The organism is Streptomyces sp. NPDC001568 (genome assembly GCF_042893755.1).
In the GTDB taxonomy this organism is placed as follows: domain Bacteria; phylum Actinomycetota; class Actinomycetes; order Streptomycetales; family Streptomycetaceae; genus Streptomyces.
This window is the reverse complement of sequence record NZ_JBIAVF010000010.1, coordinates 20,836-42,663: the sequence shown is the minus strand read 5'-3', so window position 1 is coordinate 42,663 and position 21,828 is coordinate 20,836. Positions and strand designations below refer to the sequence as shown.

21 protein-coding genes are annotated in these 21,828 nt (G+C 72.2%); 12 read left to right on the top strand and 9 right to left on the bottom strand.

Annotated elements, in window-relative coordinates:
- Positions 1–27 precede the first annotated feature (27 nt).
- Positions 28–495, bottom strand: coding sequence for a hypothetical protein (locus ACFY0I_RS19375; RefSeq protein WP_388897000.1), 468 nt, complete (start codon positions 493–495; stop codon positions 28–30).
- 174 nt (positions 496–669) lie between these two features.
- Between ACFY0I_RS19375 and ACFY0I_RS19370 the strand changes: the two genes are divergently transcribed.
- Both ACFY0I_RS19370 and ACFY0I_RS19365 read left to right on the top strand, forming a co-directional pair.
- A complete protein-coding gene (locus tag ACFY0I_RS19370) occupies positions 670–1,005 on the top strand; it encodes a YnfA family protein (protein ID WP_388896998.1) in 336 nt (111 codons plus the stop codon).
- A gap of 110 nt (positions 1,006–1,115) precedes the next feature.
- Positions 1,116–1,886 (top strand): SDR family NAD(P)-dependent oxidoreductase, encoded by a 771-nt coding sequence (locus ACFY0I_RS19365; protein WP_388896995.1) that lies wholly within the window; start codon positions 1,116–1,118, stop codon positions 1,884–1,886.
- A gap of 20 nt (positions 1,887–1,906) precedes the next feature.
- Here the strand turns inward: ACFY0I_RS19365 and ACFY0I_RS19360 are convergent, their stop codons facing one another.
- The 3 genes from ACFY0I_RS19360 to ACFY0I_RS19350 all read right to left on the bottom strand — a co-directional run bounded on the left by ACFY0I_RS19360 (position 1,907) and on the right by ACFY0I_RS19350 (position 5,095).
- Complete coding sequence (locus tag ACFY0I_RS19360) at positions 1,907–2,587, bottom strand: polysaccharide deacetylase family protein (protein ID WP_388896992.1); 681 nt, start codon at positions 2,585–2,587, stop codon at positions 1,907–1,909.
- Positions 2,588–2,628: 41 nt separating this feature from the next.
- Positions 2,629–3,741, bottom strand: a complete 1,113-nt coding sequence (locus tag ACFY0I_RS19355) for a hypothetical protein (RefSeq protein WP_388896990.1) — start codon at positions 3,739–3,741, stop codon at positions 2,629–2,631.
- A gap of 160 nt (positions 3,742–3,901) precedes the next feature.
- Complete coding sequence (locus tag ACFY0I_RS19350; protein ID WP_388896987.1) at positions 3,902–5,095, bottom strand: RtcB family protein; 1,194 nt, start codon at positions 5,093–5,095, stop codon at positions 3,902–3,904.
- A 176-nt stretch (positions 5,096–5,271) separates the two neighbouring features.
- On the opposite strand from ACFY0I_RS19350, the gene ACFY0I_RS19345 reads away from it, so the two are divergent.
- The 3 genes from ACFY0I_RS19345 to ACFY0I_RS19335 all read left to right on the top strand — a co-directional run bounded on the left by ACFY0I_RS19345 (position 5,272) and on the right by ACFY0I_RS19335 (position 8,694).
- Positions 5,272–6,213 (top strand): DUF3558 domain-containing protein, encoded by a 942-nt coding sequence (locus ACFY0I_RS19345; RefSeq protein ID WP_388896984.1) that lies wholly within the window; start codon positions 5,272–5,274, stop codon positions 6,211–6,213.
- A gap of 136 nt (positions 6,214–6,349) precedes the next feature.
- On the top strand, positions 6,350–7,165 hold the full coding sequence (locus ACFY0I_RS19340; protein WP_388896981.1) for a DUF3558 family protein: 816 nt from the start codon (positions 6,350–6,352) through the stop codon (positions 7,163–7,165).
- Positions 7,166–7,263: 98 nt separating this feature from the next.
- Complete coding sequence (locus ACFY0I_RS19335; RefSeq protein WP_388897596.1) at positions 7,264–8,694, top strand: DUF2637 domain-containing protein; 1,431 nt, start codon at positions 7,264–7,266, stop codon at positions 8,692–8,694.
- A 108-nt stretch (positions 8,695–8,802) separates the two neighbouring features.
- Here ACFY0I_RS19335 and lysS read toward each other — a convergent pair whose 3' ends face one another.
- A complete protein-coding gene (gene lysS, locus ACFY0I_RS19330) occupies positions 8,803–10,569 on the bottom strand; it encodes a lysine--tRNA ligase (protein WP_388896978.1) in 1,767 nt (588 codons plus the stop codon).
- A 142-nt stretch (positions 10,570–10,711) separates the two neighbouring features.
- Between lysS and argS the strand changes: the two genes are divergently transcribed.
- From argS to ACFY0I_RS19315, 3 genes are all read left to right on the top strand, one after another.
- Entirely contained in the window at positions 10,712–12,484 is a 1,773-nt protein-coding gene (gene argS, locus ACFY0I_RS19325; protein ID WP_388896975.1) for an arginine--tRNA ligase, read from the top strand.
- Between the two features lie 180 nt (positions 12,485–12,664).
- Complete coding sequence (locus ACFY0I_RS19320) at positions 12,665–14,647, top strand: hypothetical protein (RefSeq protein ID WP_388896972.1); 1,983 nt, start codon at positions 12,665–12,667, stop codon at positions 14,645–14,647.
- A gap of 466 nt (positions 14,648–15,113) precedes the next feature.
- The gene (locus ACFY0I_RS19315; protein ID WP_388897593.1) at positions 15,114–15,911 is read left to right on the top strand and encodes a VOC family protein; all 798 of its coding nucleotides are present in this window, start codon (positions 15,114–15,116) and stop codon (positions 15,909–15,911) included.
- A gap of 153 nt (positions 15,912–16,064) precedes the next feature.
- On the opposite strand, the gene ACFY0I_RS19310 is transcribed toward ACFY0I_RS19315, so the two are convergent.
- Positions 16,065–16,841: a TetR/AcrR family transcriptional regulator gene (locus ACFY0I_RS19310; RefSeq protein WP_388896969.1), complete on the bottom strand. Its 777-nt coding sequence runs from the start codon at positions 16,839–16,841 to the stop codon at positions 16,065–16,067.
- Between the two features lie 112 nt (positions 16,842–16,953).
- On the opposite strand from ACFY0I_RS19310, the gene ACFY0I_RS19305 reads away from it, so the two are divergent.
- Both ACFY0I_RS19305 and ACFY0I_RS19300 read left to right on the top strand, forming a co-directional pair.
- Positions 16,954–17,880 (top strand): ATP-binding cassette domain-containing protein, encoded by a 927-nt coding sequence (locus tag ACFY0I_RS19305; RefSeq protein ID WP_388896966.1) that lies wholly within the window; start codon positions 16,954–16,956, stop codon positions 17,878–17,880.
- Positions 17,877–18,641, top strand: a complete 765-nt coding sequence (locus ACFY0I_RS19300; protein ID WP_388896963.1) for an ABC transporter permease — start codon at positions 17,877–17,879, stop codon at positions 18,639–18,641. The genes ACFY0I_RS19305 and ACFY0I_RS19300 overlap by 4 nt, the downstream gene beginning before the upstream one ends.
- Positions 18,642–18,703: 62 nt before the next feature.
- Here the strand turns inward: ACFY0I_RS19300 and ACFY0I_RS19295 are convergent, their stop codons facing one another.
- The 3 genes from ACFY0I_RS19295 to ACFY0I_RS19285 all read right to left on the bottom strand — a co-directional run bounded on the left by ACFY0I_RS19295 (position 18,704) and on the right by ACFY0I_RS19285 (position 20,626).
- Complete coding sequence (locus ACFY0I_RS19295; RefSeq protein WP_362884015.1) at positions 18,704–18,970, bottom strand: DUF1876 domain-containing protein; 267 nt, start codon at positions 18,968–18,970, stop codon at positions 18,704–18,706.
- Between the two features lie 116 nt (positions 18,971–19,086).
- Positions 19,087–20,088 carry a porphobilinogen synthase gene (gene hemB / locus ACFY0I_RS19290; RefSeq protein ID WP_388896960.1) on the bottom strand — a complete coding sequence of 334 codons (1,002 nt, stop codon included), beginning with the start codon at positions 20,086–20,088 and terminating at the stop codon, positions 19,087–19,089.
- A 43-nt stretch (positions 20,089–20,131) separates the two neighbouring features.
- Positions 20,132–20,626 (bottom strand): ATP-binding protein, encoded by a 495-nt coding sequence (locus ACFY0I_RS19285; RefSeq protein ID WP_388896957.1) that lies wholly within the window; start codon positions 20,624–20,626, stop codon positions 20,132–20,134.
- A 52-nt stretch (positions 20,627–20,678) separates the two neighbouring features.
- Between ACFY0I_RS19285 and ACFY0I_RS19280 the strand changes: the two genes are divergently transcribed.
- Complete coding sequence (locus ACFY0I_RS19280; protein WP_388896955.1) at positions 20,679–21,503, top strand: helix-turn-helix transcriptional regulator; 825 nt, start codon at positions 20,679–20,681, stop codon at positions 21,501–21,503.
- On the top strand, positions 21,500–21,805 hold the full coding sequence (locus ACFY0I_RS19275; RefSeq protein WP_388896952.1) for a DUF397 domain-containing protein: 306 nt from the start codon (positions 21,500–21,502) through the stop codon (positions 21,803–21,805). Before ACFY0I_RS19280 ends, ACFY0I_RS19275 begins: the two co-directional genes overlap by 4 nt.
- The last annotated feature ends 23 nt before the right edge of the window (positions 21,806–21,828 follow it).

The following is a 21,828-nucleotide window of genomic DNA, read 5'->3' as shown; positions in this document are numbered from 1 at the left end:
CCCCCGCCCGATCGGTCGCGCCTGCGCTCAGAACGCGTAGTCGTCGCCCGTGTCCAGGGCCAGCACCACGTGGTCGTCGTTGGTGCGGTTGCGGTCGGTCGCGCCGCCGTTCCACCAGGTGTCGATCCGCACCACCACCTCCGACGGCCGCTCCCGCAGGTCCAGCGCCAGCCCGATGTGCCGGCCCCGGCCGTGCTCCGGGAGCGGGCCCGTCTCGCAGACCACCTCGCGCAGCCCGGCCCGCGCGCAGCCCCCGGCGAGGTGCTGCACGTCGGCCAGGTCCACCGACAGGCGGACCCGCAGGGTCGCGTTCGCCAGCGCCGAGGGGCCCTCGTTCTCCGGAACCATCCACACGCGCAGATGCCCCTGTGTGAGGGACACCCGCCCGTGGTAGGCCAGATCGGCCTCCGGTCCCGCCCAGGCCCCGGCCTGCCCGGCCCCGCCCAGCACCAGCAGGCCCGCCAACACCACACTCCGTACGGCACCACGACGCACCGCGACCACCTCCTCGCGCGGACGCTAGCCGGCCCGCACGCCCCCCGGTCGGACCATCACACGAACGAGGGCGAGCCCTCCCCCATTCGCGGGGCGAGCCATCCGGCCTTCGCGGGGCGGGCCCCCCTCTTCGCCCGCGTGGGCTTCCCGCTTCGCCTGCGTAGGCTTCCCGCCATGCCGATCGCCCGCTCCGCGCTCCTCTTCGTCCTCGCCGCCGTCCTGGAGATCGGCGGCGCCTGGCTCGTCTGGCAGGGCGTGCGCGAGCACCGGGGCTGGGCCTGGATCGGCGCCGGCGTCATCGCCCTCGGCCTGTACGGGTTCGTCGCCACCCTCCAGCCCGACGGCGACTTCGCCCGCGTCCTGGCCGCCTACGGCGGGGTCTTCGTCGCGGGATCCCTGGCCTGGGGCATGGTCGCCGACGGCTACCGGCCCGACCGCTGGGACGTCACGGGCGCCCTCGTCTGCCTCGCCGGCATGGCCATCATCATGTACACGCCACGCAGCCATTGAGCGGGCGGCCACCCGGCGCCCCCGGCCCGGCCTATGCTGACGGAAATCGCCCGTACGAACGAACCACGGGCGAACCGGACCGACCACGAAACGAACGAGGAGCCCCGCCCATGAGCACGGCCACCCGCACCGCCGTCATCACCGGCGCGAGCAGCGGAATCGGCGCGGCCACCGCCCGCCGGCTCGCCGCAGCCGGCTACCACGTCGTCCTCACCGCCCGCCGCAAGGACCGCATCGAGGCCCTCGCCGCCGAGCTCACCGCCGCGGGCCACGAGGCCACCGCCCACGCCCTCGACGTCACCGACCGGGGCGCCGTCGACGCCTTCGCCGCGTCCCTGGAGCGCTTCCCCTCCGTCGACGTCCTCGTCAACAACGCGGGCGGCGCCCTCGGCGCCGAACCCGTCGCCACCGGCGACCCCGCGGACTGGCGCACGATGTACGAGGTCAACGTCATCGGCACGCTCCACGTGACCCAGGCCCTGCTCCCGGCCCTCACCGCCTCGGGCGACGGCACGGTCGTCGTGCTCTCCTCCACCGCGGGACACTCGACCTACGAAGGCGGCGCGGGCTACGTCGCCGCCAAGAACGGCGCCCGCGTCATCGCCGAGACCCTGCGCCTGGAGATCGTCGGCCAGCCGGTCCGCGTCATCGAGATCGCCCCCGGCATGGTCAAGACCGACGAGTTCGCCACCACCCGCTTCCGCGGCGACACCGAGAAGGCCGCCAAGGTCTACGCGGGCGTGGCCGAGCCGCTGTCCGCCGACGACGTGGCCGACACCATCACCTGGGCGGTGACCCGTCCCAGCCACGTCAACATCGACCTCCTGGTGGTCCGCCCCCGCGCCCAGGCCTCCAACACGAAGGTCCACCGCGAGCTGTAACCCCGGTCACACCGGCCCGGTCAGACCAACCCGGCCGACTTCAGGTGCGGCATGAGGGCCGCCGGCTTCAGCCCGGCGGCCTTCGCCGCGCCCAGGGCACGCCGCAGATCGGCCGCCAGCGTCGGCGTGAAGTGCAGCAGCACGATGTCCCCCGCCTTCAGCTGCGGCGTCGGCGGCGTCGGGCCCCAGGTCGTGAAGTCGTGGGTCCACGTCACCAGCGCCTTCACCCCGCACGCCTTCGCCGCGAGCCGCACGTCGTCGTTCACCGCCCCGTACGGCGGGCGCAGCAGCTTCGGCGCCCTGCCGAAGGTCGCCTCCACCTGCTCCCCTGCCCCGCACACCTCGGCGTCCTTGCCGGCGGCGTCGAAGGTGGTCAGGTCGGGGTGGTTGACCGTGTGGTTCTCCACGGTCGCCCGCCCCTGCCCGGCCGACGCGGTCAGCGCGGTGAAGTAGCCGGTGTCGTACGAGGTGGCGCCCGGCAGCAGGAACAGCGAGACCGGGACGCGCTGGTCCAACAGGATCCGGGCGGCCTCAGGATCGTGGTTCCAGCCGTCGTCGATGGTGATGAAGACGACCTTCTCCTGGGTCGGGACGTGCGACACGACGGGCGGCAGCCCCACGGCGGCCTGGGACTGCCCGGCGGCTCCGAGCGTGAGGGACAACGACGCGAGCGCGGCGACAAGCACACGGGATCTCCACATGCCGCACACCTTGGTCTAGACCAACTCCGGTCGTCAAGGCCCTACTTGGGGATTCCCTCCGCCGAAAGCGGATGCGGACGCTTGCAGTTGCACGCCACCACCTCGGCCGGCCCCCGCTCCGGGACCTCGAACGTCACCGTCACGCTCCACCGCACCGTCGTACGCCGCCACCAGCCCGGCTCCTCCCCGCCGCCCAGCAGCGCGTCCACGTCGGCGTGGGAGACCCCGCCCCCGTGCTGGAACACCACCGAACGACCCGTCCACCGGTCGGTCCGCGTGAACGCGCACGTCACCAGCGCCCTCCCGTCGGCCAGCCGCACCACCGGCAGCTCCGCACCGCCGCCCGTCACCTCGAAGGCCTGCTCCCGGGTCACCCTCCCCCACCCCGAAGGGGCCGCGTTGAACGCGTCGACCAACCCACCCGTCAACGCACCCGGCGCGAAGTCCGCGCTCTCCGGGTCGCCCTCCGGCGCGGTGAAGCTCATCCAACGCGCGTACCGCCCGCACACCTCCCGGTCCGCGCCGACCCTCGGCGACAGCGCCGCCTCGCCCCCCGCGCCCCGCGCGAACGCCGCGACCTCCCGGGGCCGCACGTCGTAGCCGTGGAGCGAGGGGGCATTGTCGTCGAACACCCCCGACTTGCGGGGGGCGTCGTACACCCAGGACAGGACGGCCGCCTTCCACTCGGCCCCCGCCGCCTCCTGGACGAAGTAGTGCACGGCGCGCGCCCGCTGGTTGTCGATGGGCGAATCGCCCCGGCTCAGCGCGACGAACGTACGCGGATACCCGGGCTGGTCCCGCTCCGCCGGAAGCAAGAACTCCGGCCGCCGGAACACCCCCGCCGGCCAGTCGTCCTTCCGTTTGCGCCGCGCCTCGACCACGGCCAGGCTCTCCGCCAGCAGCGGCCCGGTCTCCACCCGGGCGAAGCCGTCACCGTCCAGCCCCTCGACGGCCGCCTTCCGCGCGGCGACGTACCGGTCGAAGACCTGCTGCGCCTGCCACTCCCCGATGACCGTCGCCACGGGCTCGACCGAAGGCCGCGCGCCGGCCGGGGCCTTGCCGTCCGCACTCCCGCCCGCACACCCGGCGGCCCCCAGCACGCAGCCCGCGACCAGCCCGGCCACCACCCCCCGCACCCGCCACGAAACGGCCACGACAGCCCACTCCCCCACCCGACCGACCGGAACAGCGCATGAAAACACGCCCCCGGCCACATCCGGGCCGCGCCCGGATCACGATCCGGACCGCACGCGCGCAGGGGCCCGGACCGTGACGGTCCGGGCCCCTGTGCTCCCCCGACGGCACTTCCGGGCGTCAGCCCTTGACGCAGATGACCTGCTTCAGTTTCGCGACGACCTGGACCAGGTCGGTCTGCTGCTCGATGACCTGGTCGATCGACTTGTAGGCGGCCGGGATCTCGTCCACGACCCCGGAGTCCTTGCGGCACTCCACGCCCTGCGTCTGCTCCACCAGGTCGCGCGCCGAGAACCGCTTCTTCGCCGCCGTGCGGCTCATCCGACGACCCGCCCCGTGCGAGGCGGAGTTGAAGGACTTCTCGTTGCCGAGGCCCTTCACGATGTACGAGCCCGTCCCCATCGAACCCGGGATGATCCCGTACTCACCGCTGCCGGCGCGGATCGCGCCCTTCCGCGTGACGAGCAGGTCCATGCCGTCGTACCGCTCCTCCGCCACGTAGTTGTGGTGGCAGCTGATCTCGTGGTCGAAGGAGACCTTGGCCTTCCGGAACTCCTTCCGGATGACCTCCTTGAACAGGCTCATCATGGCCGCCCGGTTGTACTTCGCGTACTCCTGCGCCCAGAAGAGGTCCTGCCGGTAGGCATCCATCTCCGGTGTGGCCGCCAGGAAGACCGCGAGGTCCAGGTCCACGAGTCCCTGGTTGTGATCCAGGCCCCGCGCGACCCCGATGTGGTGCGCGGCCAGCTCGTTGCCGATGTTCCGGGAACCGGAGTGCAGCATCAGCCAGACCGAATCCGACTGATCGAGACAGAACTCGACGAAATGATTTCCGCCACCAAGCGTTCCGATCTGCTTCATGGCTCGGTCCTGGCGGAATTTGACCGCATCGGCGAGGTAGTCGAACCGCTTCCACAGGTCCTCGTAGCCGGCGACCGAGAAGTCGTAGAGCCTCTCGGGATCGACCGCCTCCTTGTGCAGGCCCGTGCCCACCGGAATCACCTGCTCGATGCGTGACCGCAGCTTCGACAGGTCGCCCGGCAGGTCGTTCGCCGTCAGGGAGGTCTTCACCGCGGACATGCCGCAGCCGATGTCGACGCCCACCGCGGCCGGACAGACCGCGTCCTTCATGGCGATGACCGAGCCGACCGTGGCGCCCTTGCCGTAGTGGACGTCCGGCATGACGGCCAGCCCCTTGATCCACGGGAGGCCGGCGGTGTTGTGGAGTTGGCGCATGGCGCTGCCCTCCACCGACGCCGGATCCGTCCACATGCGGATCGGGACTTTCCCTCCCGAAACCTCTACGTACGACATACGGCGTCAACCCCCCGAAATACAAAGAAAAGTAGGAATACGCAAAAAGCCGCGCTCATCACCCCAAAACGGTCAGGGGACCGGCGCCGGCACCGGCGTGTGCGATAGACATTGTGTCCATCCGCGCCCAAGTCGCGGCAACGCATTTTCCCCAGGGAGCCAGGGAGCCAGTGGACGTGGAGCGCAAGACGGTACGTCGGCGGGTCCTCCCGGGCATCGCGATGCTCACCGCGATCGCGGCCGCCGTGACGGGCCTCAGCGGCTGCACCGACGGCAACGACGGCGGTACGAGCGACCCGAAGAACGGCGGCAGCACCGCCGCGCCGGCCCAGCCCGGCAAGTACCGCAGCCTGCCCCAACCGTGCAAGGCCGCCGACGGCAAGCCGCTCAAGGCGATGCTCCCCGCCGCCGACTCCCTCACCACCGAAGCCCGCGAACGGCTCTACGAGGGGATCGCGGACGCCTCGTACGACGGCGACCGGCACGTCGGCTGCCGCTGGAACTCGCAGGTCCCCGAGGGGACCCTGCTGCTGTCGGTGAACTTCGAGCGGGTGGTCTCGTACGACCGCGCCACCACGAGCGACGACGAGAAGGCGCACGAGGTCTACGTCAACCGGCTGACGGCGGCCCAGCTGCCGTTCCCCGGCCCGGCCACGACCCCCGGCGGAACGCCCGGCGGAACCCCGGGCGCGAACCCCGGCACGCCCCCGGGCGCGAACCCCGCCCAGAACCCGCCGACCGCCACCCCGTCCGCCGCACCCTCGACGGCTCCTTCGACGGCTCCCTCCGCGCCCCCTTCGAACGGCCCCGCCGCTCCGTCCGCTTCTGCCTCCGGTTCTCCTTCCGGTTCGCCCTCCCCCAGCGCCCCGCCGGAGCTCGGCTCCCGGGTCCTGGAGGGGCTCGGCAACGAGGCCTTCCTCGACGACAAGCTGAGCGCGGCCGGCGCCACCGCCGCTCAGGCACGCACCGTACGGATCGTGTTCCGCACCTCGAACGTGATCGTCACCGTCGAGTACAGCGTGCAGCCGGCCGGCCCGGGCACCGTGCCCCCGAGTACGGAAACCCAGGACCGGGCCCTCCTGTTGGCGGAGGCTCTGGTGGAGCGGTTCAACGAATGACAGCCCCGCCCGCCCGGGGTTGCGCGCGGCCCGCGTGACGGCGCGCACAGCAGGCGGACGCCCGGTCGGGCTACCGTTGCACGGGTCCCGCGCCCGCAACGGGTCCGAAAGTAGACCCTCAACGTCTGAAGGAACCATGCACCGATCAGCCTCGCGCCTCACCCGCGTCCTCGCCTGCGCAGCCGTCCCGGTGATACTCACCGTCGCCGGGTGCTCCTCCGACTCGGGCAAGGACTCGGCGAAGGACTCCGGCAAGAAGTCCGAATCCACCGCGTCGTCCAAGCCGAGCGCGAAGGCGGCGCCCGTGCTGGAGAAGGTGGCGTTCGCGAAGCTGCCCGACCCCTGCAAGACCGTCTCGGGGAAGTCCATCGAATCCCTCGTCCCCGAGGCGAAGGACAAGAACGGCACGGCGACCAAGTCGAACGACCTCGCCAGCCGCGCCAGCTGCTCCTGGAACGGCCTCGACACGGACGGCCTGAAGGGCTCGCAGTACCGCTGGCTCTCCATCTCCCTCGTGCGCTACGACTCGCACGCCTCGCTCGGCAGCGGCAACAAGCGCGCCGAGGAGCAGTACAACAAGCAGATCGAGGCGTCGAAGACCACCGAGGGCGCGAACGACGTCAAGGTCGAGCAGGCCGGCGGGATCGGCGACCAGGCCTCGTCCGTCGTGTACGCGGTCAAGAAGGACGTCGACTTCGCGAACACGACCATCGTGACCCGCACCCAGAACGTCGTGATCACGGTCGACTACAACGGTGCCGCCTACGAGGGCGCCGGCGCCCCGGACAAGAAGAAGCTGCTGGAGAACGCCATCGCGGCGGCCAAGGAGAGCGTGGCGTCCATCGCCACCGCGAACCAGGAGGCGGCGCCCTCGCAGCCCGCCGGCGAGGGTTCGCCGTCCGCCGCACCGTCGGGTTCCGCTTCCTCGTCCGCATCGGCTCCGGCCCAGTAGCACGCCGCTGGGGGGACCTACGGGACCACTGACATCCAGTCACCCGTACGCTGTGCCTGCCGTAGCTCGAACAGGGGAGGGGATCGCGTGTGGCCGCGATGCAGCTGACACGTACGCATCGGATACTCATCGGTGTCGTGGTCGCCGGAGCCCTGGTCATCGCGGGCATCGGTTTCGCGGGTTCGTACTCCGCGGTGCGCGCCCTGGCCCTGCAGAAAGGCTTCGGCAGCTTCTCGCTGGTGTTCCCGATCGGCATCGACGCGGGCATCTGCGTCCTGCTGGCGCTGGACCTGCTGCTGACCTGGATGCGGATCCCGTTCCCCCTGCTCCGCCAGACCGCCTGGCTGCTGACCGCGGCGACGATCGCGTTCAACGGCGCGGCGGCCTGGCCGGATCCGCTCGGTGTCGGCATGCACGCCGTGATCCCGATCCTGTTCGTGGTCACGGTCGAGGCCGCCCGGCACGCCGTGGGCCGGATCGCGGACATCACCGCGGACCGGCACATGGAGGGCGTGCGCATCACGCGCTGGCTGCTCTCCCCCATCCCCACGTTCAAGCTGTGGCGCCGGATGAAGCTGTGGGAGCTGCGCTCCTACGAGCAGGCCGTCACCATGGAGCAGGACCGGCTGATCTACCAGGCGCGGCTCCAGGCCCGGTACGGGCGGGCCTGGCGCCGCAAGGCGCCGGTGGAGGCGCTGATGCCGCTCCGGCTGGCCCGGATCGGCGTCCCGCTGTCGCAGACGGCCCCGGAGGGCCTGGCGGCGGCGGGCATCGACCCGGTCCTGCTGCCCCCGGCGACGGCAACGGCCGCCCCGACCGCGACCGCCCAGGTCGGTCAGGCCGCCCCGACCGCCCCGGCCCTGCCGGCGGCCACGGCGCAGGAGACGGCCGTGGCGCAGGAAGCGGCCACGGCGCGGGGGACGGCCGGCGCCGCCCCCGTACGGCCCGGGCCGGAAGCGGCTGCCGGACCCGCGATCCCGCTCCAGAAGCAGGCCCCGGACCAGCCGCAGGCCCAGCCCCGGCCCCAGCCGGTGCTCCAGCCCGCGGCCCAGCCCCAGCCCGCCGCCGCGCACGCCCCGCCGGCCTTCGCGGTGGACCCGACCGCCATGCCCGCACCCCACAACAGCGCCTGGTTCGCCGGTACCTTGGCCCCGGACGCGACGGAGTACAAGGGCGACTACGACCCCCAGTACGCCGAAGGCCCGGCCCCGGCGCCCCAGGCGGACCAGCCCGACCAGCCGGACCAGCCGGACCAGCCGGACCCGGCCGAGCAGTCCCCCGCCCCCGCGCCCCGCGACGAGGTGGTCGCGGAGCAGGACCAGGAGAAGTTCGAGGACGCCGCCTACGAGGCGTTCCACGCCCACGTGGAGGCGCACGGCCGCCACCCGAGCGCCCATCAGGTGGACCAGGCCCTCACCGAGCGGTACGGGCCGATCCACCCGGACAGCGTCTCGATCATCGAGGCGATGATGCCGAGGTTGAAGCAGCACTACCAGCGCGCCCTGGAGAACGACTTCCTGTCCTCCTGAGGCCCCGCCGCCGATCGCGCGCGGCAGCACCCGCCGCATGCGGAAGGGCCCGCACCCCTGGAAAACCGCCGGGGTGCGGGCCCTTCCGCGTTCATCCGTACCGCCGGCTCAGACCGCCAGCAGCTTGCGCACCCGGTCCGCCCCCACCGCGAGGAGCAGCGTGGGCAGGCGCGGGCCGGTCTCCCGGGTCACCAGCAGCCGGTAGAGCAGCGCGAAGAAGGTGCGCTGGGCGACCTTGAGCTCCGGCGTCGGCTTGGCGTCGGGCTCCAGCCCGGCCATGACCTTCGGCACGCCGTAGACGAGCGTGGTCAGCCCGTCGAGGGACCAGTGGGTGTCGAGGCCCGCCACGAGCATCCGCAGCGACTGCCGGGCCTCCTCGTCGAGCGAGGACAGCAGCTCGGCGTCGGGCTCCTCGCGGACGAGGGTGCGCTGGTCGGCGGGGACCTGGGTGGTGATCCAGTTCTCGGCGCGGTCCAGGCGCGGCCGTACCTCGTCGAGGGAGGCGAGCGGCTGGGTCGGGTCGAGGTCCGTCAGGATGCGCAGGGTCTGCTCGTCGTGGCCGGCGGTGACGTCGACGACGGAGGCGAGCGTCCGGTACGGGAGCGGGCGCGGGGTGCGCGGCAGCTCGGCGGCGGCGGTGCGCACGGCTCGGGTGTGCGCGGCGGCGTCGGCGGGCAGCACGGAGCCGTCGGCGACCTTGGCCTCCAGCTTGTCCCACTCGTCGTAGAGCCGCTGGATCTCCTGGTCGAAGGCGATCTTGAAGGACTGGTTGGGGCGGCGGCGCGCGTACAGCCAGCGCAGCAGCTGCGGCTCCATGATCTTCAGCGCGTCGGCCGGGGTCGGGACCCCGCCCTTGCTGGAGGACATCTTCGCCATGCCGCTGATGCCGACGAACGCGTACATCGGTCCGATCGGCTGCTCGCCGCCGAAGATGTGCACGATCTGGCCGCCGACCTGGAAGGACGAGCCGGGCGAGGAGTGGTCGACGCCGGAGGGCTCGAAGATCACGCCCTCGAAGGCCCAGCGCATCGGCCAGTCGACCTTCCAGACCAGCTTGCCGCGGTTGAACTCGCTGAGCTTGACCGTCTCGGTGAACGCGTCCTCGGCGCAGACGTAGGTCAGCTCGGTGGACTCGTCGTCGTACGAGGTGACCTTGGTGAAGTCCTTGCCGCACTCGCCGCAGTACGGCTTGTACGGGAAGTAGCCGCCCTCGCCGGTGCTGCCGTCGTCCTCGGCGGCGGCGCCGGAGCCCTCGGCGGCCTCCAGCTCGGCCTCGTCGGCCTGCTTCTGCTGGGGCTTCTTGCCGCCCGGCTTCTGCTTGGTGCGGTACTGGTCGAGGACGGCGTCGATGTCGCCGCGGTGCTTCATGGCGTGCAGCACCTGCTCGCGGTACACGCCGGAGGTGTACTGCTCGGTCTGGCTGATCGGGTCGTACTCGACGCCCAGCTCGTCCAGGGCGCCGATCAGGGCGGCCTTGAAGTGCTCGGCCCAGCTGGCGTACGGGGATCCGGCCGGGGCGGGGACGGAGGTCAGCGGGCGCCCGATGTACTGGCCGTAGGTCTCCTCGTCCACGCCCGGGATGCCCTGGGGCACCTTGCGGTAGCGGTCGTAGTCGTCCCAGGAGATCAAGTGCCTGACTTCGATGCCCCGGCGGCGGATCTCGTCCGCGACCAGGTGCGGGGTCATGACCTCGCGCAGGTTGCCCAGGTGGATCGGACCGGAGGGCGAGATACCGGACGCGACGACGACAGGTTTGCCGGGTGCTCGGCGCTCCGCCTCGGCGATGACCTCGTCCGCGAAACGGGAGACCCAGTCGGTCTCGGTGCTGCTCTGAGCCACGACACGTCCTTCTACTCGAATGCTGGCTTCAGCCATTCTCCCAGACGGAGGGGAGCGCTCCGGGGTTGCTTCCACCCCCTGATATCCCGCGAGGCCGATGGCCCCCGCGTGGGATACTCGGCACTTGTCGGAACACCCAAGTGCGTCCTCACGTGCAACCTCACAGGAACGGCAGCTCATGGCCTCGGTCCCTTCCCTCGCTTCTTCCGTCGATCAGCGCGTCGCGGACGCCCTCGCCTCCGCCCTGCCGGAGGCCGGTGCGACCGACCCGCTGCTGCGACGTAGCGACCGGGCCGACTTCCAGGCCAACGGGATCCTCGCGCTCGCGAAGAAGGCCAAGGCCAACCCGCGCGAGCTGGCGACGACCGTGGTCGAGGCCATCGCGACCGGTGACCTGATCCGCGAGATCGAGGTCTCCGGCCCCGGCTTCCTCAACATCACGATCACCGACCGGGCGATCATCGAGACCCTCGCGGCGCGCGCCGCGGACGACCGCCTCGGTGTCGCGCTCGCGGAGAACCCGGGCACGACGGTCATCGACTACGCCCAGCCGAACGTCGCGAAGGAGATGCACGTCGGCCACCTGCGTTCCGCCGTGATCGGCGCCGCGATGGTGGAGATCCTGGAGTTCACGGGCGAGACCGTGGTGCGTCGCCACCACATCGGCGACTGGGGCACCCAGTTCGGCATGCTGATCCAGTACCTGCTGGAGCACCCGCACGAGCTGGACCACAAGTCGGACGAGGAGGTCTCCGGCGAGGAGGCCATGTCCAACCTGAACCGGCTGTACAAGGCCTCGCGCGCGGTCTTCGACTCCGACGAGGAGTTCAAGACCCGGGCCCGGGCCCGCGTGGTCGGCCTCCAGGCCGGCGACCCGGAGACGCTCGCCCTGTGGCAGCGGTTCGTGGACGAGTCGAAGATCTACTTCTACTCCGTCTTCAACAAGCTGGACATGGACATCCAGGACGCGGACGTCGTCGGCGAGTCCGGCTACAACGACATGCTGGTGGAGACCTGCAAGCTGCTGGAGGACTCGGGCGTCGCCGTCCGCTCCAACGGCGCGCTGTGCGTGTTCTTCGACGAGTACAAGGGCCAGGACGGCAACCCGACCCCGCTGATCGTCCAGAAGTCCGACGGTGGTTTCGGCTACGCGGCGACCGACCTGTCCGCGATCCGTGACCGCGTCGGCAACCTGAAGGCCTCGACGCTGCTGTACGTCGTCGACGCCCGTCAGTCCCTGCACTTCAAGATGGTCTTCGAGACGGCCCGCCGCGCCGGTTGGCTGAACGACGAGGTCAAGGCCGTCCAGCTGGCCTTCGGCACCGTCCTCGGCAAGGACGGCAAGCCGTTCAAGACCCGTGAGGGCGAGACCGTACGGCTCGTGGACCTGCTCGACGAGGCCGTGGAGCGGGCGACCACCGTGGTCCGCGACAAGGACGCGGAGCGCGGTCTGCTCACCGAGGAGGAGATCGTCGAGAACGGTCTCCAGGTCGGGATCGGCGCGGTCAAGTACGCGGACCTGTCCACCTCAGCCGCGCGGGACTACAAGTTCGACCTGGACCAGATGGTCTCGCTGACCGGTGACACGTCCGTGTACCTCCAGTACGCGTACGCCCGCATCCGGTCCATCCTGCGCAACGCGGGCGACCGTTCGCCGGTGGCCCACCCGGAGCTGGAACTGGCCCCGGCGGAGCGGGCGCTGGGTCTGCACCTGGACGCGTTCGGGGCGCTCGTGGAGGAGGCGGCCGCGGAGTACGCGCCGCACAAGGTGGCCGCGTACCTGTACCAGTTGGCGTCGCTGTTCACGACGTTCTACACGGAGTGCCCGGTCGTGAAGCCGCAGCCGGAGCTCGTCGTCGGTGAGAACCGGCTGTTCCTGTGCGAGCTGACCGCCCGCACCCTCAACAAGGGCATGTCACTCCTCGGGATCCGCACCCCCGAGAAGCTCTGACAACGGCCCGGCGCACACGGCCGGGTGAATGCGTACGGCCCCGGCACCCGCTGCCGGGGCCGTACGCATTTCTGATTTCCATATCTCCCCGCCGGCTCCTTCCGTCTCACTAACCTGGGCGCGTTCCAAGGGGTTTGGGGTGGGTCCGGGCGTGCGTTCGGAGCCCGGGGAGGAAAGAACATGCAGCTCAAGCGCATGGCCGTGGCGGCCGCCGCGGCGGTGGCGGGTCAAACACTGCTGATGGCGGCGCCGGCGATGGCCGAAGACCAACCATCGGTGACCGTGCCGGACGCCTTGCCGGCGGAGGACGGAACGCCGAAGCCGGAGGGGGCGGCGGAGGCTCCGGCTCCGGCGGCGGAAGCTCCGGCCGCGGAAGCTCCGGCCGAGGCGGTGGCGCCCGCGCCGGTCCCGGTCCCGGTCCCGGTGGCGGCAGCGGCCGTGCCGGCCCAGCCCGCGGCCTCCTCGTCCGTACCGTCGGCAACCGCGGAGGCGCCGGAAACGGCGGAAACGGCGGAAGCCTCGGAGCCGTCCGAGACGGCCGAGGAGACGTCGGCCCGGATCCTGATGGGGCCCGAGGTCACCGTCCAGGGCATCCCGCAGGGCGGCTTCCCGGCCGACGGCAGTTGGACGCCGCTCACGGTGACCGTCGACAACTCGGGGCACGTCGCCGTGCCCGGGTACACGCCGGAGCTGGGCGTGGCGCAGGCCGCGGGGGCGTTCACGTCCGCCCACGTCAAGGTCGAGTACCGGACGGCCGACGGCGTCTGGCAGCCGGCCGCGCCCGTGGACGACCCGGGCGCGGCGCCCGCCCTGGGCTACGCCCTGGGCACCTCGGCGTCCGTGCCGGCCGGGCAGGTCCGCACGATCGACGTACGGATCAGCTTCGCGGCGGACACCCCGGTGGTGCTGTTCGACCTGACGTCGGACGGGAAGAGCCGGGTCGGCAACTCCACCGGCACCTCCCCCACGTCCGCGTACCCGACCAGGATCACCGGCGCGACCGGCGGCGACGAGGACCCGGTCTACGTCACCGGCCCCGCGCTGACGGTGAGCGGCGTACCGGAGAGCGTGCGGGCGGGCGGCGACTGGACGAACCTCTCGGTGCGTGTGGACAACGGCGGGAAGGGCGCGCTGGCCGCGTTCAACCTGGGACTGGTCATGGCCCGGCCGGACTTCGTCGCCATGCAGGCCTCGCAGATCACGGTCGAGGTCCAACGCACCGGCACCGACGGCGCGGTGACCTGGCAGCCCGTCGAGGTCCTCTCCGAGGAGGGCGGCTTCTTCTACGCGGCCGGTCTCACCCAGGGCCCGATCGCGGCCGGCGAGACCTTCGACGTCCCGGTCCGCGTTCGCTTCGCCGCCGACACCCCGACCGGCTCGGTGTCCTTCTTCTCCTGGGGCACGTCCCAGGTGGACGCGGAAACCCCACCCCCGTGGGCCGGCTCCCGCTCCCCCCGCCACCTGACCACCCTCCTCACCCCGACCCCCACCCCGGGCGGCGACCCGGGCGGCACGCCGGGCGGGAACCCGGGCGGGACGCCGGGGGGCACCCCGGGTGGAGATCCCGGCGGGACCCCCGGCGGTGACCCGGGTGGTACACCCGGCGGGACCCCCGGCGGCGACCCCGGCGGCACTCCCGGCGGCGACCCGGGTGGTACACCCGGCGGGACCCCCGGCGGCGACCCCGGCGGCACTCCCGGCGGCGACCCGGGTGGTACGCCCGGCGGGACTCCGGGCGGCGACCCCGGCGGCACTCCCGGCGGTACGCCGGGTGGGAACCCCGGCGGGACCCCGGGCGGCGATCCCGGCGGTACGCCCGGCGGCACTCCTGGCGGCGACCCTGGTGGTACGCCCGGCGGCACTCCCGGCGGGGTCCCGGGCGGCAACGCCGGTGGCACACCGGGCGGCACCCCCGGCACAGGCAGCACGGGCGGCACAGGCAGCACGGGCGGCACGGGCGGCAGCATCCCCGGCACCGGCGGCTCGGGGAACGCCCCGGTGCCCAACGGCGGCCTCCAGCCGATCGGCGACCCGCCGTCGGGCGAACTCGCCGCCACCGGCAGCGCCACGGGCTGGGCCCTGAACGGCGCCGGCCTCACCCTGGCCCTCGGAGCGGCACTCGCGGCCGGCACGGGCCGCCACCGCCGCCGCACCACCACCTGACGCCCACCGCCGGTCACCCGGCACCACCCCACGGCGGCCCCCAGCCACTCCGACACCACCCGGGGGCCGCCGCCCCTCACCACCCGACGGCCATGCGCCGAACCCGGCATCACCCGACACACACACCACCCCCGGACGGCACCACCCACGGGCGACCGCCCGGCCCGGCACTCCCACCAGCCGACGCCAGGCAATCCGGCACCACCCCGGCCGCCCGGCGGGCCCGCACCACCCACGCCGCCACCGCCAAGCACGACGCAACGCGGCACCACGCGCGGCACCACGCGCGAGCACCCCGTACCCACCGCCGCCAGGCGGCAGGCGGCCCCTCACCACCCGCCGGCCAGGCGCCCGTCACCCGTACGGCCCGGTTCGTCCCCCATCGTCCGGGTAGGGGACGGGCCGTCCCTCCCCCGAAGGGCGGCTCGGCCGCCCCCCGCGCCATCCGGAGGCATCCGTGCCCGACATGAACGGCCCCTACAAGCCCGGCACTCCCTGCTGGATCGACCTGTTCGTCCCCGACCAGCAGGCGGCCCTCGACTTCTACTGCGACCTCTTCGGCTGGCAGGGCGAGGTCGGCCCGGCCGAGCAGGGCGGCTACTCCGTCTGCACCCTCAAGGGCAAGCCCGTGGCCGGGATCATGAAGGCGTTGAACCCGGACGGCACCGTCCCCGACCCGCTGCCGCCGACCGTGTGGACGACGTACCTGTCCACCGACGCCATCGACTCGACCCTCAAGTCCGTCACCGACGCCGGCGGCACCGTCATGATGGGCCCGATGGGCGTCATGGACCTCGGACGGATGGCCGTCGTCGCCGATCCGACCGGCGCCGTCTTCGGTCTGTGGGAGCCCGGCACGTTCGACGGCGCGGGCATCGTCAACGAGCACGGCGCCCTCATCTGGAACGAGTTGACCACCGGTGACATCGCCGCCGCCTCCGCGTTCTACGCGTCGGTCCTGCCCGTCACCACCGCCGCGTCCGAGATGCCGGGCACCGAGGGGTACACGGAGTTCAAGGTCGGCGGGCGCGCGGTCGCCGGGATGATGAACCTCGACAACCTGCCGCCCGGTACGCCGCCCAACTGGCTGCCGTACTTCCAGGTCGACAGCGTCGACGAGATCCAGGCGGCCACGACCCGCGCCGGGGGCAACGTCCTCGCCCCGGCCTTCGACATGCCGGTGGGCCGCATGGCGGTCCTCACCGACCCGCAGGGCGGCCCGTTCGCGGTGATCACGGCGAGCGCCCCGGAGCAGCCGGCCTGACCGGCGCCCCACCCCCAGCGGCATCGTGACGGGGCCTCCGGTACCGCCGCTCCCCGGAGGCCCCGCCCCCACCGCCGTGCCGACCACGGCACACGGCGCACGGCGCGCCGCGCCCGCCCGACCGGCCCGCCCCGAAGCCCTCCCGCCGCCCGCCTACCGCGCGGACCGCTCACCGATCAGCGCGGCGAGGCCGTCCAGTACGCGGCCGAGGCCGAAGGCGAACTGGAAGTCAGGCTCGTCGGAGCCGGAGAACGCGTCGGAGTCCAGCAGGCGCGTCACCGCCGGATGCGTGTCGGGGCCGGTCATCAGACGCAGCGTGCGCAGGTAGCGGGCCATCACCTGGTCGGGGGCGACCCCGGATTTCATGATGGCGTCCATCATGTCGGCGGCCATGGTGGCCTCGTTGCGCACCAGCCCGCCGATCAGGATGATCGCCGAGATCTTCTCGCCCTCGTCGAGTCCGGTGTCGGCCAGCGCGGCGAGCCCGCGTTCCATCCAGGCCAGCTGGTTGGGGCTGACGGGCGCTCCGGTGAGCGGGATCCGCAGGATCCAGGGGTTGGCCATCAGCACGGCGCGCTGCGCGTACGCCCACTGCGACACCAGCGCGCGCCAGCCCTCGCCGGGTTCCCCGGCGGGCTCGGGCGGGGTGCCGACTCCGGCGTCGGACATGAGGATGTAGAGCTCCTCCTTGGCCGTGACGTACCGGTAGAGGGACATCGTGGAGACGCCGAGTTCCTTGGCGACGCGGCCCATGGACACGGCGTCGGTTCCCTCGGCGGCGGCGAGCGCGACGGCGGCGTCCACGATCTTCGTGAGGGTGAGGGTGGGCCGGGGGCCCTTGGCGGGGCGCTCGCGCAGTCCCCAGGCCACCTCCAGGCTCGCCGGAAGGCCGGTGTCCCGCGCCGGATCGTCCGCAGGTTCCCGCGTCATGTCGCCCACCCTCCTTCCCGGATCGTTGACCCACATCCTAGTTCTGTGTATTACTTACACAGAAGCGCGTAACCCATACGCAGAAGAAGCGAAGAAGGGAGCGCGGTCCCCCATGACCACGACCGCCCTCGGTATCCGGGCCACCACCCTCACCAAGTCCTACGGCGCCCTCCGCGTCCTCGACGGCATCGACCTCGCCGTCCCGCGCGGCAGCGTCCTGGCACTCCTCGGCCCCAACGGCGCCGGCAAGACCACCACCGTCCGCCTCCTGGCCACCCTCACCACCCCCGACTCGGGCACCGCCCGCGTCGCCGGGTACGACGTCACCACCGAACGGGCCCGCGTCCGCGAACGCATCAGCCTCGCGGGCCAGTTCGCCGCCGTCGACGAGCTCCGCACCGGCGCCGAGACCCTGCGCATGATGGGCCGCCTCAGCGGCCTGAGCGCCCCCCGCGCCCGCGCCCGGGCCACCGAACTCCTCGAACGCTTCGGACTCACCGAAGCCGCCGACCGCACCGCGAAGACGTACTCGGGCGGCATGCGCCGCCGCCTCGACCTCGCCGCGAGCCTCGTCTCCCGCCCCGAGGTGCTCTTCCTCGACGAGCCGACCAACGGCCTGGACCCGCACAGCCGCCAGGACCTCTGGGACCTCGTACGCGAACTGCGCGCCGACGGCACGACCGTGCTGCTCACCACCCAGTACCTGGAGGAGGCCGACCGGCTCGCCGACCGCGTCGCGCTGCTCGCCGACGGGCGGATCGCGGCCGAGGGCACCCCGGCGGAACTCAAGTCCCGCGTCGCCGGACACCGCCTCGACCTCACCCTGACCGACCGGAGCGCCTACGACGCGCTGGCCCCGCGCGCGGTGCACCTCGTACCGGACGAGCTCGTCCTCGGCCTGCCCACCGACGGCACCGCCGCCCACGTCCGGGCGCTGCTCGACGAGGTCGACCCCGACCGCACCGGCATCGACCGCTTCGCCCTGCGCACGGCCACCCTCGACGACGTGTTCCTCACCCTGACGGGAGCAACTCCGTGACGACCCCCACCGCCTTCGCCCCCACCGCCGTCGCCCTGACCGGCCGCAGCCTGCGCATCAGCAGCCGACAGCCGGACGCCCTGATCACCGCCCTGATGCTGCCCGTCATGCTGATGTTGATCTTCGTCTACTTCTTCGGCGGCGCCATCGACACCGGCACCGCGTACGTCACGTACGTGGTCCCCGGCGCCATGCTGCTGTGCGCCGGCTTCGGCGCGGCGAGCACCGCCGTCGCCGTCGCCGACGACATGCGCAACGGCGTCGTGGACCGGCTCCGCTCCCTGGACGTCGGCGGCGTCCCGATCCTGGCCGGACACGTCGCGGCCTCCGTGGCCCGCAACCTGATCTCCACCGCCCTCGTCCTCGCCGTGGCCCTCGCCATCGGCTTCCGGCCGCAGGCGGGCCCCCTCGGCTTCCTCGCGGCGGCCGGGCTGCTGCTCGCGTACATCACGGCCATCTCCTGGCTCGCGGCGGCGCTCGGCCTGCTGGCCAAAACCCCGGAGGCGGCCGGGGGCTTCACCTTCCTGATGATGTTCCTGCCCTACCCGTCCAGCGCGTTCGTCCCCATCGACACGATGCCCGGCTGGCTCCACGGCTTCGCCGACCACCAGCCGCTGACCCCGGTCATCGAGTCCCTGCGCGCCCTCCTGCTGGACCAGCCGGCGGGCAACTCCCCCTGGGTGGCGCTGATCTGGTGCGCCGGCATCCTCGCCCTGGCCGTCGTCCTGTCGGCGACGCTGTTCGAACGCCGCACCCGCTGACCCGCACGGACGGGCCCCTGCCGAACCCCGAGGTCCGGCAGGGGCCCGTCGGCTCGGCGCCGCTACAGCGGGTGGGAATGCCGGCCCGTGGCCTCGTCGATCTCGGTGTGCGCCTTCTGCAACATCTGGGACGCGAGATCCATGAGCGCACGCGCACCCGCGATCTCCTCGCCGACCCGCAACTGTTCCGGATCGGACGGGTGGCGCATGGCGTAGCCGCGCGCCCTCATTTCGGAGCCGTCAGCGAGCCGGAGCATCGCCGCCGCGCCGGTGCGGTGGCCCTCCTCGGAGAACTCCATCTCGACATGCCATCCGACGAGCGTGGGCATCGCGGACCACCTCCACAGTCGGCCTCTCCCTCCAGGGTGCGCCCGCCCGCACGACCCCGCAACGACACGCGGAAGGCCCCCGGACCGGATCCGGGGGCCTTCCGCGCACACCTGACTCAGCGCTCCTGGCGCAGCCAACCGGCGACCTCGGTCGCCCAGTACGTCAGGATCGTGTCCGCGCCCGCCCGCTTGATGCCGAGCAGGGTCTCCAGGATGGCCCGGTCGCGCTCGATCCAGCCCTTCTCCGCGGCGGCCTCGATCATCGCGAACTCGCCGCTGATCTGGTACGCCGCCACCGGTACGTCGACCGCCTGCGCGACCCGGTACAGGATGTCCAGGTACGGCCCGGCGGGCTTGACCATGACCATGTCGGCGCCCTCCTCCAGGTCCAGCGCCAGCTCCCGCAGCGACTCGCGGGCGTTGGCCGGGTCCTGCTGGTAGCTCTTGCGGTCGCCCTGGAGGCTCGACGCGACGGCCTCGCGGAACGGCCCGTAGAACGCCGACGAGTACTTCGCCGTGTAGGCGAGGATCGACACGTCCTCGTGGCCCGTCTCGTCCAGCGCGTCACGGACGACGCCGACCTGGCCGTCCATCATCCCGCTCGGCCCCACGACGTGGACGCCCGCGTCGGCCTGGACCTGCGCCATCTCCGCGTACCGCTCCAGCGTGGCGTCGTTGTCGACCCGCCCGTGCTCGTCCAGGACGCCACAGTGCCCGTGGTCGGTGTACTCGTCCAGACACAGGTCGGACATGATCACGAGATCGTCCCCGACCTCCGCCTTCACGTCACGGATCGCGAGCTGGAGGATCCCGTCCGGCTCGGTGCCGGCGGTGCCGCGCGCGTCCTTGTTCTCATCGGCCGGCACGCCGAAGAGCATGATGCCCGCGACGCCCGCCTCGACGGCCTCCGCGGCGGCCTTCCGCAGCGTGTCCCGGGTGTGCTGGACGACGCCCGGCATCGCGGAAATGGCCAGCGGCTCGGAGATCCCCTCGCGCACGAACGCGGGCAGGATCAGGTCCGAGGGGTGCAGCCGCGTCTCCGCGACCATGCGCCGCATGGCCGGGGTGGTGCGCAGCCGGCGGGGCCGCGAGCCGGGAAAGGATCCGTACGCGCTCATTCTCAGTCGCCTCTTCGAGCATCGACAGCAGTCGGAACCCAGCCTAGGCGCTGCCACCGGCCCGCCCCGCGCCGGACGCCCCGACCCCGAACTCGCACCACACCACCTTGCCCGGCACCCGCGCCCCGACCCCCCACCGATCCGCGACCCCCGCCACGAGCACCAGCCCCCGCCCGCCCTCGGCCCCCGCATCCCGCTCCTCGACGCGCGGCCGACCACCCCCGCTGTCGTGCACCTCGACCCGCACGACGCCCCCGAACCGCAGCATCCGCAACCGGTAGCCCCGCCCGGCCGGGACGCCGTGCAGCAGGGCGTTGGTCGCCAGCTCGCTCACGCAGAGCAACACGTCATCCCGACGGCATGTGACACCCCACGCATGCAGTGTCACCCCCGCGAACTCCCTGGCAGAGCGGACGGTTTGGCGGCTGCGGGGGTAGAACCGCTCGCGCAGCAGGGCCGGATGGATTTCCACGTTCACGGGTCGATGGTCGCCGTGCGTGACTAGCGTGAGGGAGGCGAGCAACCCGTACTCCTTCATGAGTACGGGTCCGTACCGGTATCTCGCATGCGTACGCGGGGAGTTCACAGGCATGCCACCACGCAAGAGGCCACGGCCCAACGAGACCGCGATGAAGATGGTCGGCGCCCTGGTCGCCGCCGCACGAGTCGCCGCAGGACTGACCCAACGCGCCTTCGCCGAGGCGCTGCACATCGACATGGAGACCGTCGCCTCGATCGAACAGGGCAGGCGCACCCTCATGCCCAACGTCGCCGAGAAGATGGACCGCGTCCTGGGCCTCCCCGGACTCCTGACGGTCGCGGCGAACCGGATGCCGGAGGTCGACACGGTCCCGGCGTGGGCGGAGGAGTACATGGAACGGGAGGCCGAGGCCCTCGCCCTGTCCTGGTACGACACGCTGACCGTGCCGGGTCTGCTCCAGACCGAGAACTACGCCCGCGCGGTGCTCGGCTGCCGCGTGCCCTTCTTCGGCACGGAGAAGATCGAGCGCCAGACCGCCCGCCGCATCCATCGCCAGAAAATCCTCACCCGGCCGGTCCCGCCGACCCTCAGCTTCATCATCTGGGAACCCGCCCTGCGCGACCGGATCGGCGGCGACGAGGTGTACCGGGAGCAGCTGGGCCACCTGCGGGCCTGCGCCGACCTGCCAACCACCTCGATGCAGGTACTCCCTCTCGGCATCACCGCACACGCAGGCCTCGACGGCCCGTTCACCCTCCTGGAGACTCCCGAGTTCCAGCACCTCGCCTACTCGGAAACCCAGCGCGGAAGCTTCCTCGTGCGCGACCCGAACGAGGTCAGCATCCTCACTCAGAAGTATGCGATGCTCCGGTCACAGGCCCTCAACTTTGCAGAGACGAAGGACCTGTTGGACCGGCTGCTAGGAGAGTCATGAGCACCCCACTCAAGTGGTTCAAGTCCAGCTACAGCGGCAGCGAGGGCGGCCAGTGTCTCGAAGTCGCTGTCTCCTGGCGAAAGTCCTCCTACAGCGCCAGCGAGGGCGGCGACTGCGTAGAGATCGCCGTCACCTGGCACAAGTCCTCCCACAGCAACGAGGCCAGTGACGCCTGCGTCGAGGTCGCCATCTGCACCTGCGCCGACACGGTCCACGTCCGGGACTCCAAGGTCAGCGACGGGCCGACGCTCGCCCTCACCCCCGCCGCCTGGGCCGACCTCACCCGCTGGGTGCGCGTCTAGGTCCCAGCGGCAGGGGGGCGGCC

Coding starts and splice junctions, on each gene's coding strand:
- ACFY0I_RS19350 (WP_388896987.1), bottom strand. CDS start 5,095: ATGTCGTACGTAGAGGTTTCGGGAGGGAAAGTCCCGATCCGCATGTGG.
- ACFY0I_RS19365 (WP_388896995.1), top strand. CDS start 1,116: ATGAGCACGGCCACCCGCACCGCCGTCATCACCGGCGCGAGCAGCGGA.
- ACFY0I_RS19305 (WP_388896966.1), top strand. CDS start 16,954: ATGACCACGACCGCCCTCGGTATCCGGGCCACCACCCTCACCAAGTCC.
- ACFY0I_RS19340 (WP_388896981.1), top strand. CDS start 6,350: ATGCACCGATCAGCCTCGCGCCTCACCCGCGTCCTCGCCTGCGCAGCC.
- hemB (WP_388896960.1), bottom strand. CDS start 20,088: ATGAGCGCGTACGGATCCTTTCCCGGCTCGCGGCCCCGCCGGCTGCGC.
- ACFY0I_RS19275 (WP_388896952.1), top strand. CDS start 21,500: ATGAGCACCCCACTCAAGTGGTTCAAGTCCAGCTACAGCGGCAGCGAG.
- lysS (WP_388896978.1), bottom strand. CDS start 10,569: ATGGCTGAAGCCAGCATTCGAGTAGAAGGACGTGTCGTGGCTCAGAGC.
- ACFY0I_RS19310 (WP_388896969.1), bottom strand. CDS start 16,841: ATGACGCGGGAACCTGCGGACGATCCGGCGCGGGACACCGGCCTTCCG.
- ACFY0I_RS19370 (WP_388896998.1), top strand. CDS start 670: ATGCCGATCGCCCGCTCCGCGCTCCTCTTCGTCCTCGCCGCCGTCCTG.
- ACFY0I_RS19285 (WP_388896957.1), bottom strand. CDS start 20,626: ATGAAGGAGTACGGGTTGCTCGCCTCCCTCACGCTAGTCACGCACGGC.
- ACFY0I_RS19295 (WP_362884015.1), bottom strand. CDS start 18,970: ATGCCCACGCTCGTCGGATGGCATGTCGAGATGGAGTTCTCCGAGGAG.
- ACFY0I_RS19360 (WP_388896992.1), bottom strand. CDS start 2,587: ATGTGGAGATCCCGTGTGCTTGTCGCCGCGCTCGCGTCGTTGTCCCTC.
- ACFY0I_RS19280 (WP_388896955.1), top strand. CDS start 20,679: ATGCCACCACGCAAGAGGCCACGGCCCAACGAGACCGCGATGAAGATG.
- argS (WP_388896975.1), top strand. CDS start 10,712: ATGGCCTCGGTCCCTTCCCTCGCTTCTTCCGTCGATCAGCGCGTCGCG.
- ACFY0I_RS19335 (WP_388897596.1), top strand. CDS start 7,264: ATGCAGCTGACACGTACGCATCGGATACTCATCGGTGTCGTGGTCGCC.
- ACFY0I_RS19320 (WP_388896972.1), top strand. CDS start 12,665: ATGCAGCTCAAGCGCATGGCCGTGGCGGCCGCCGCGGCGGTGGCGGGT.
- ACFY0I_RS19315 (WP_388897593.1), top strand. CDS start 15,114: ATGAACGGCCCCTACAAGCCCGGCACTCCCTGCTGGATCGACCTGTTC.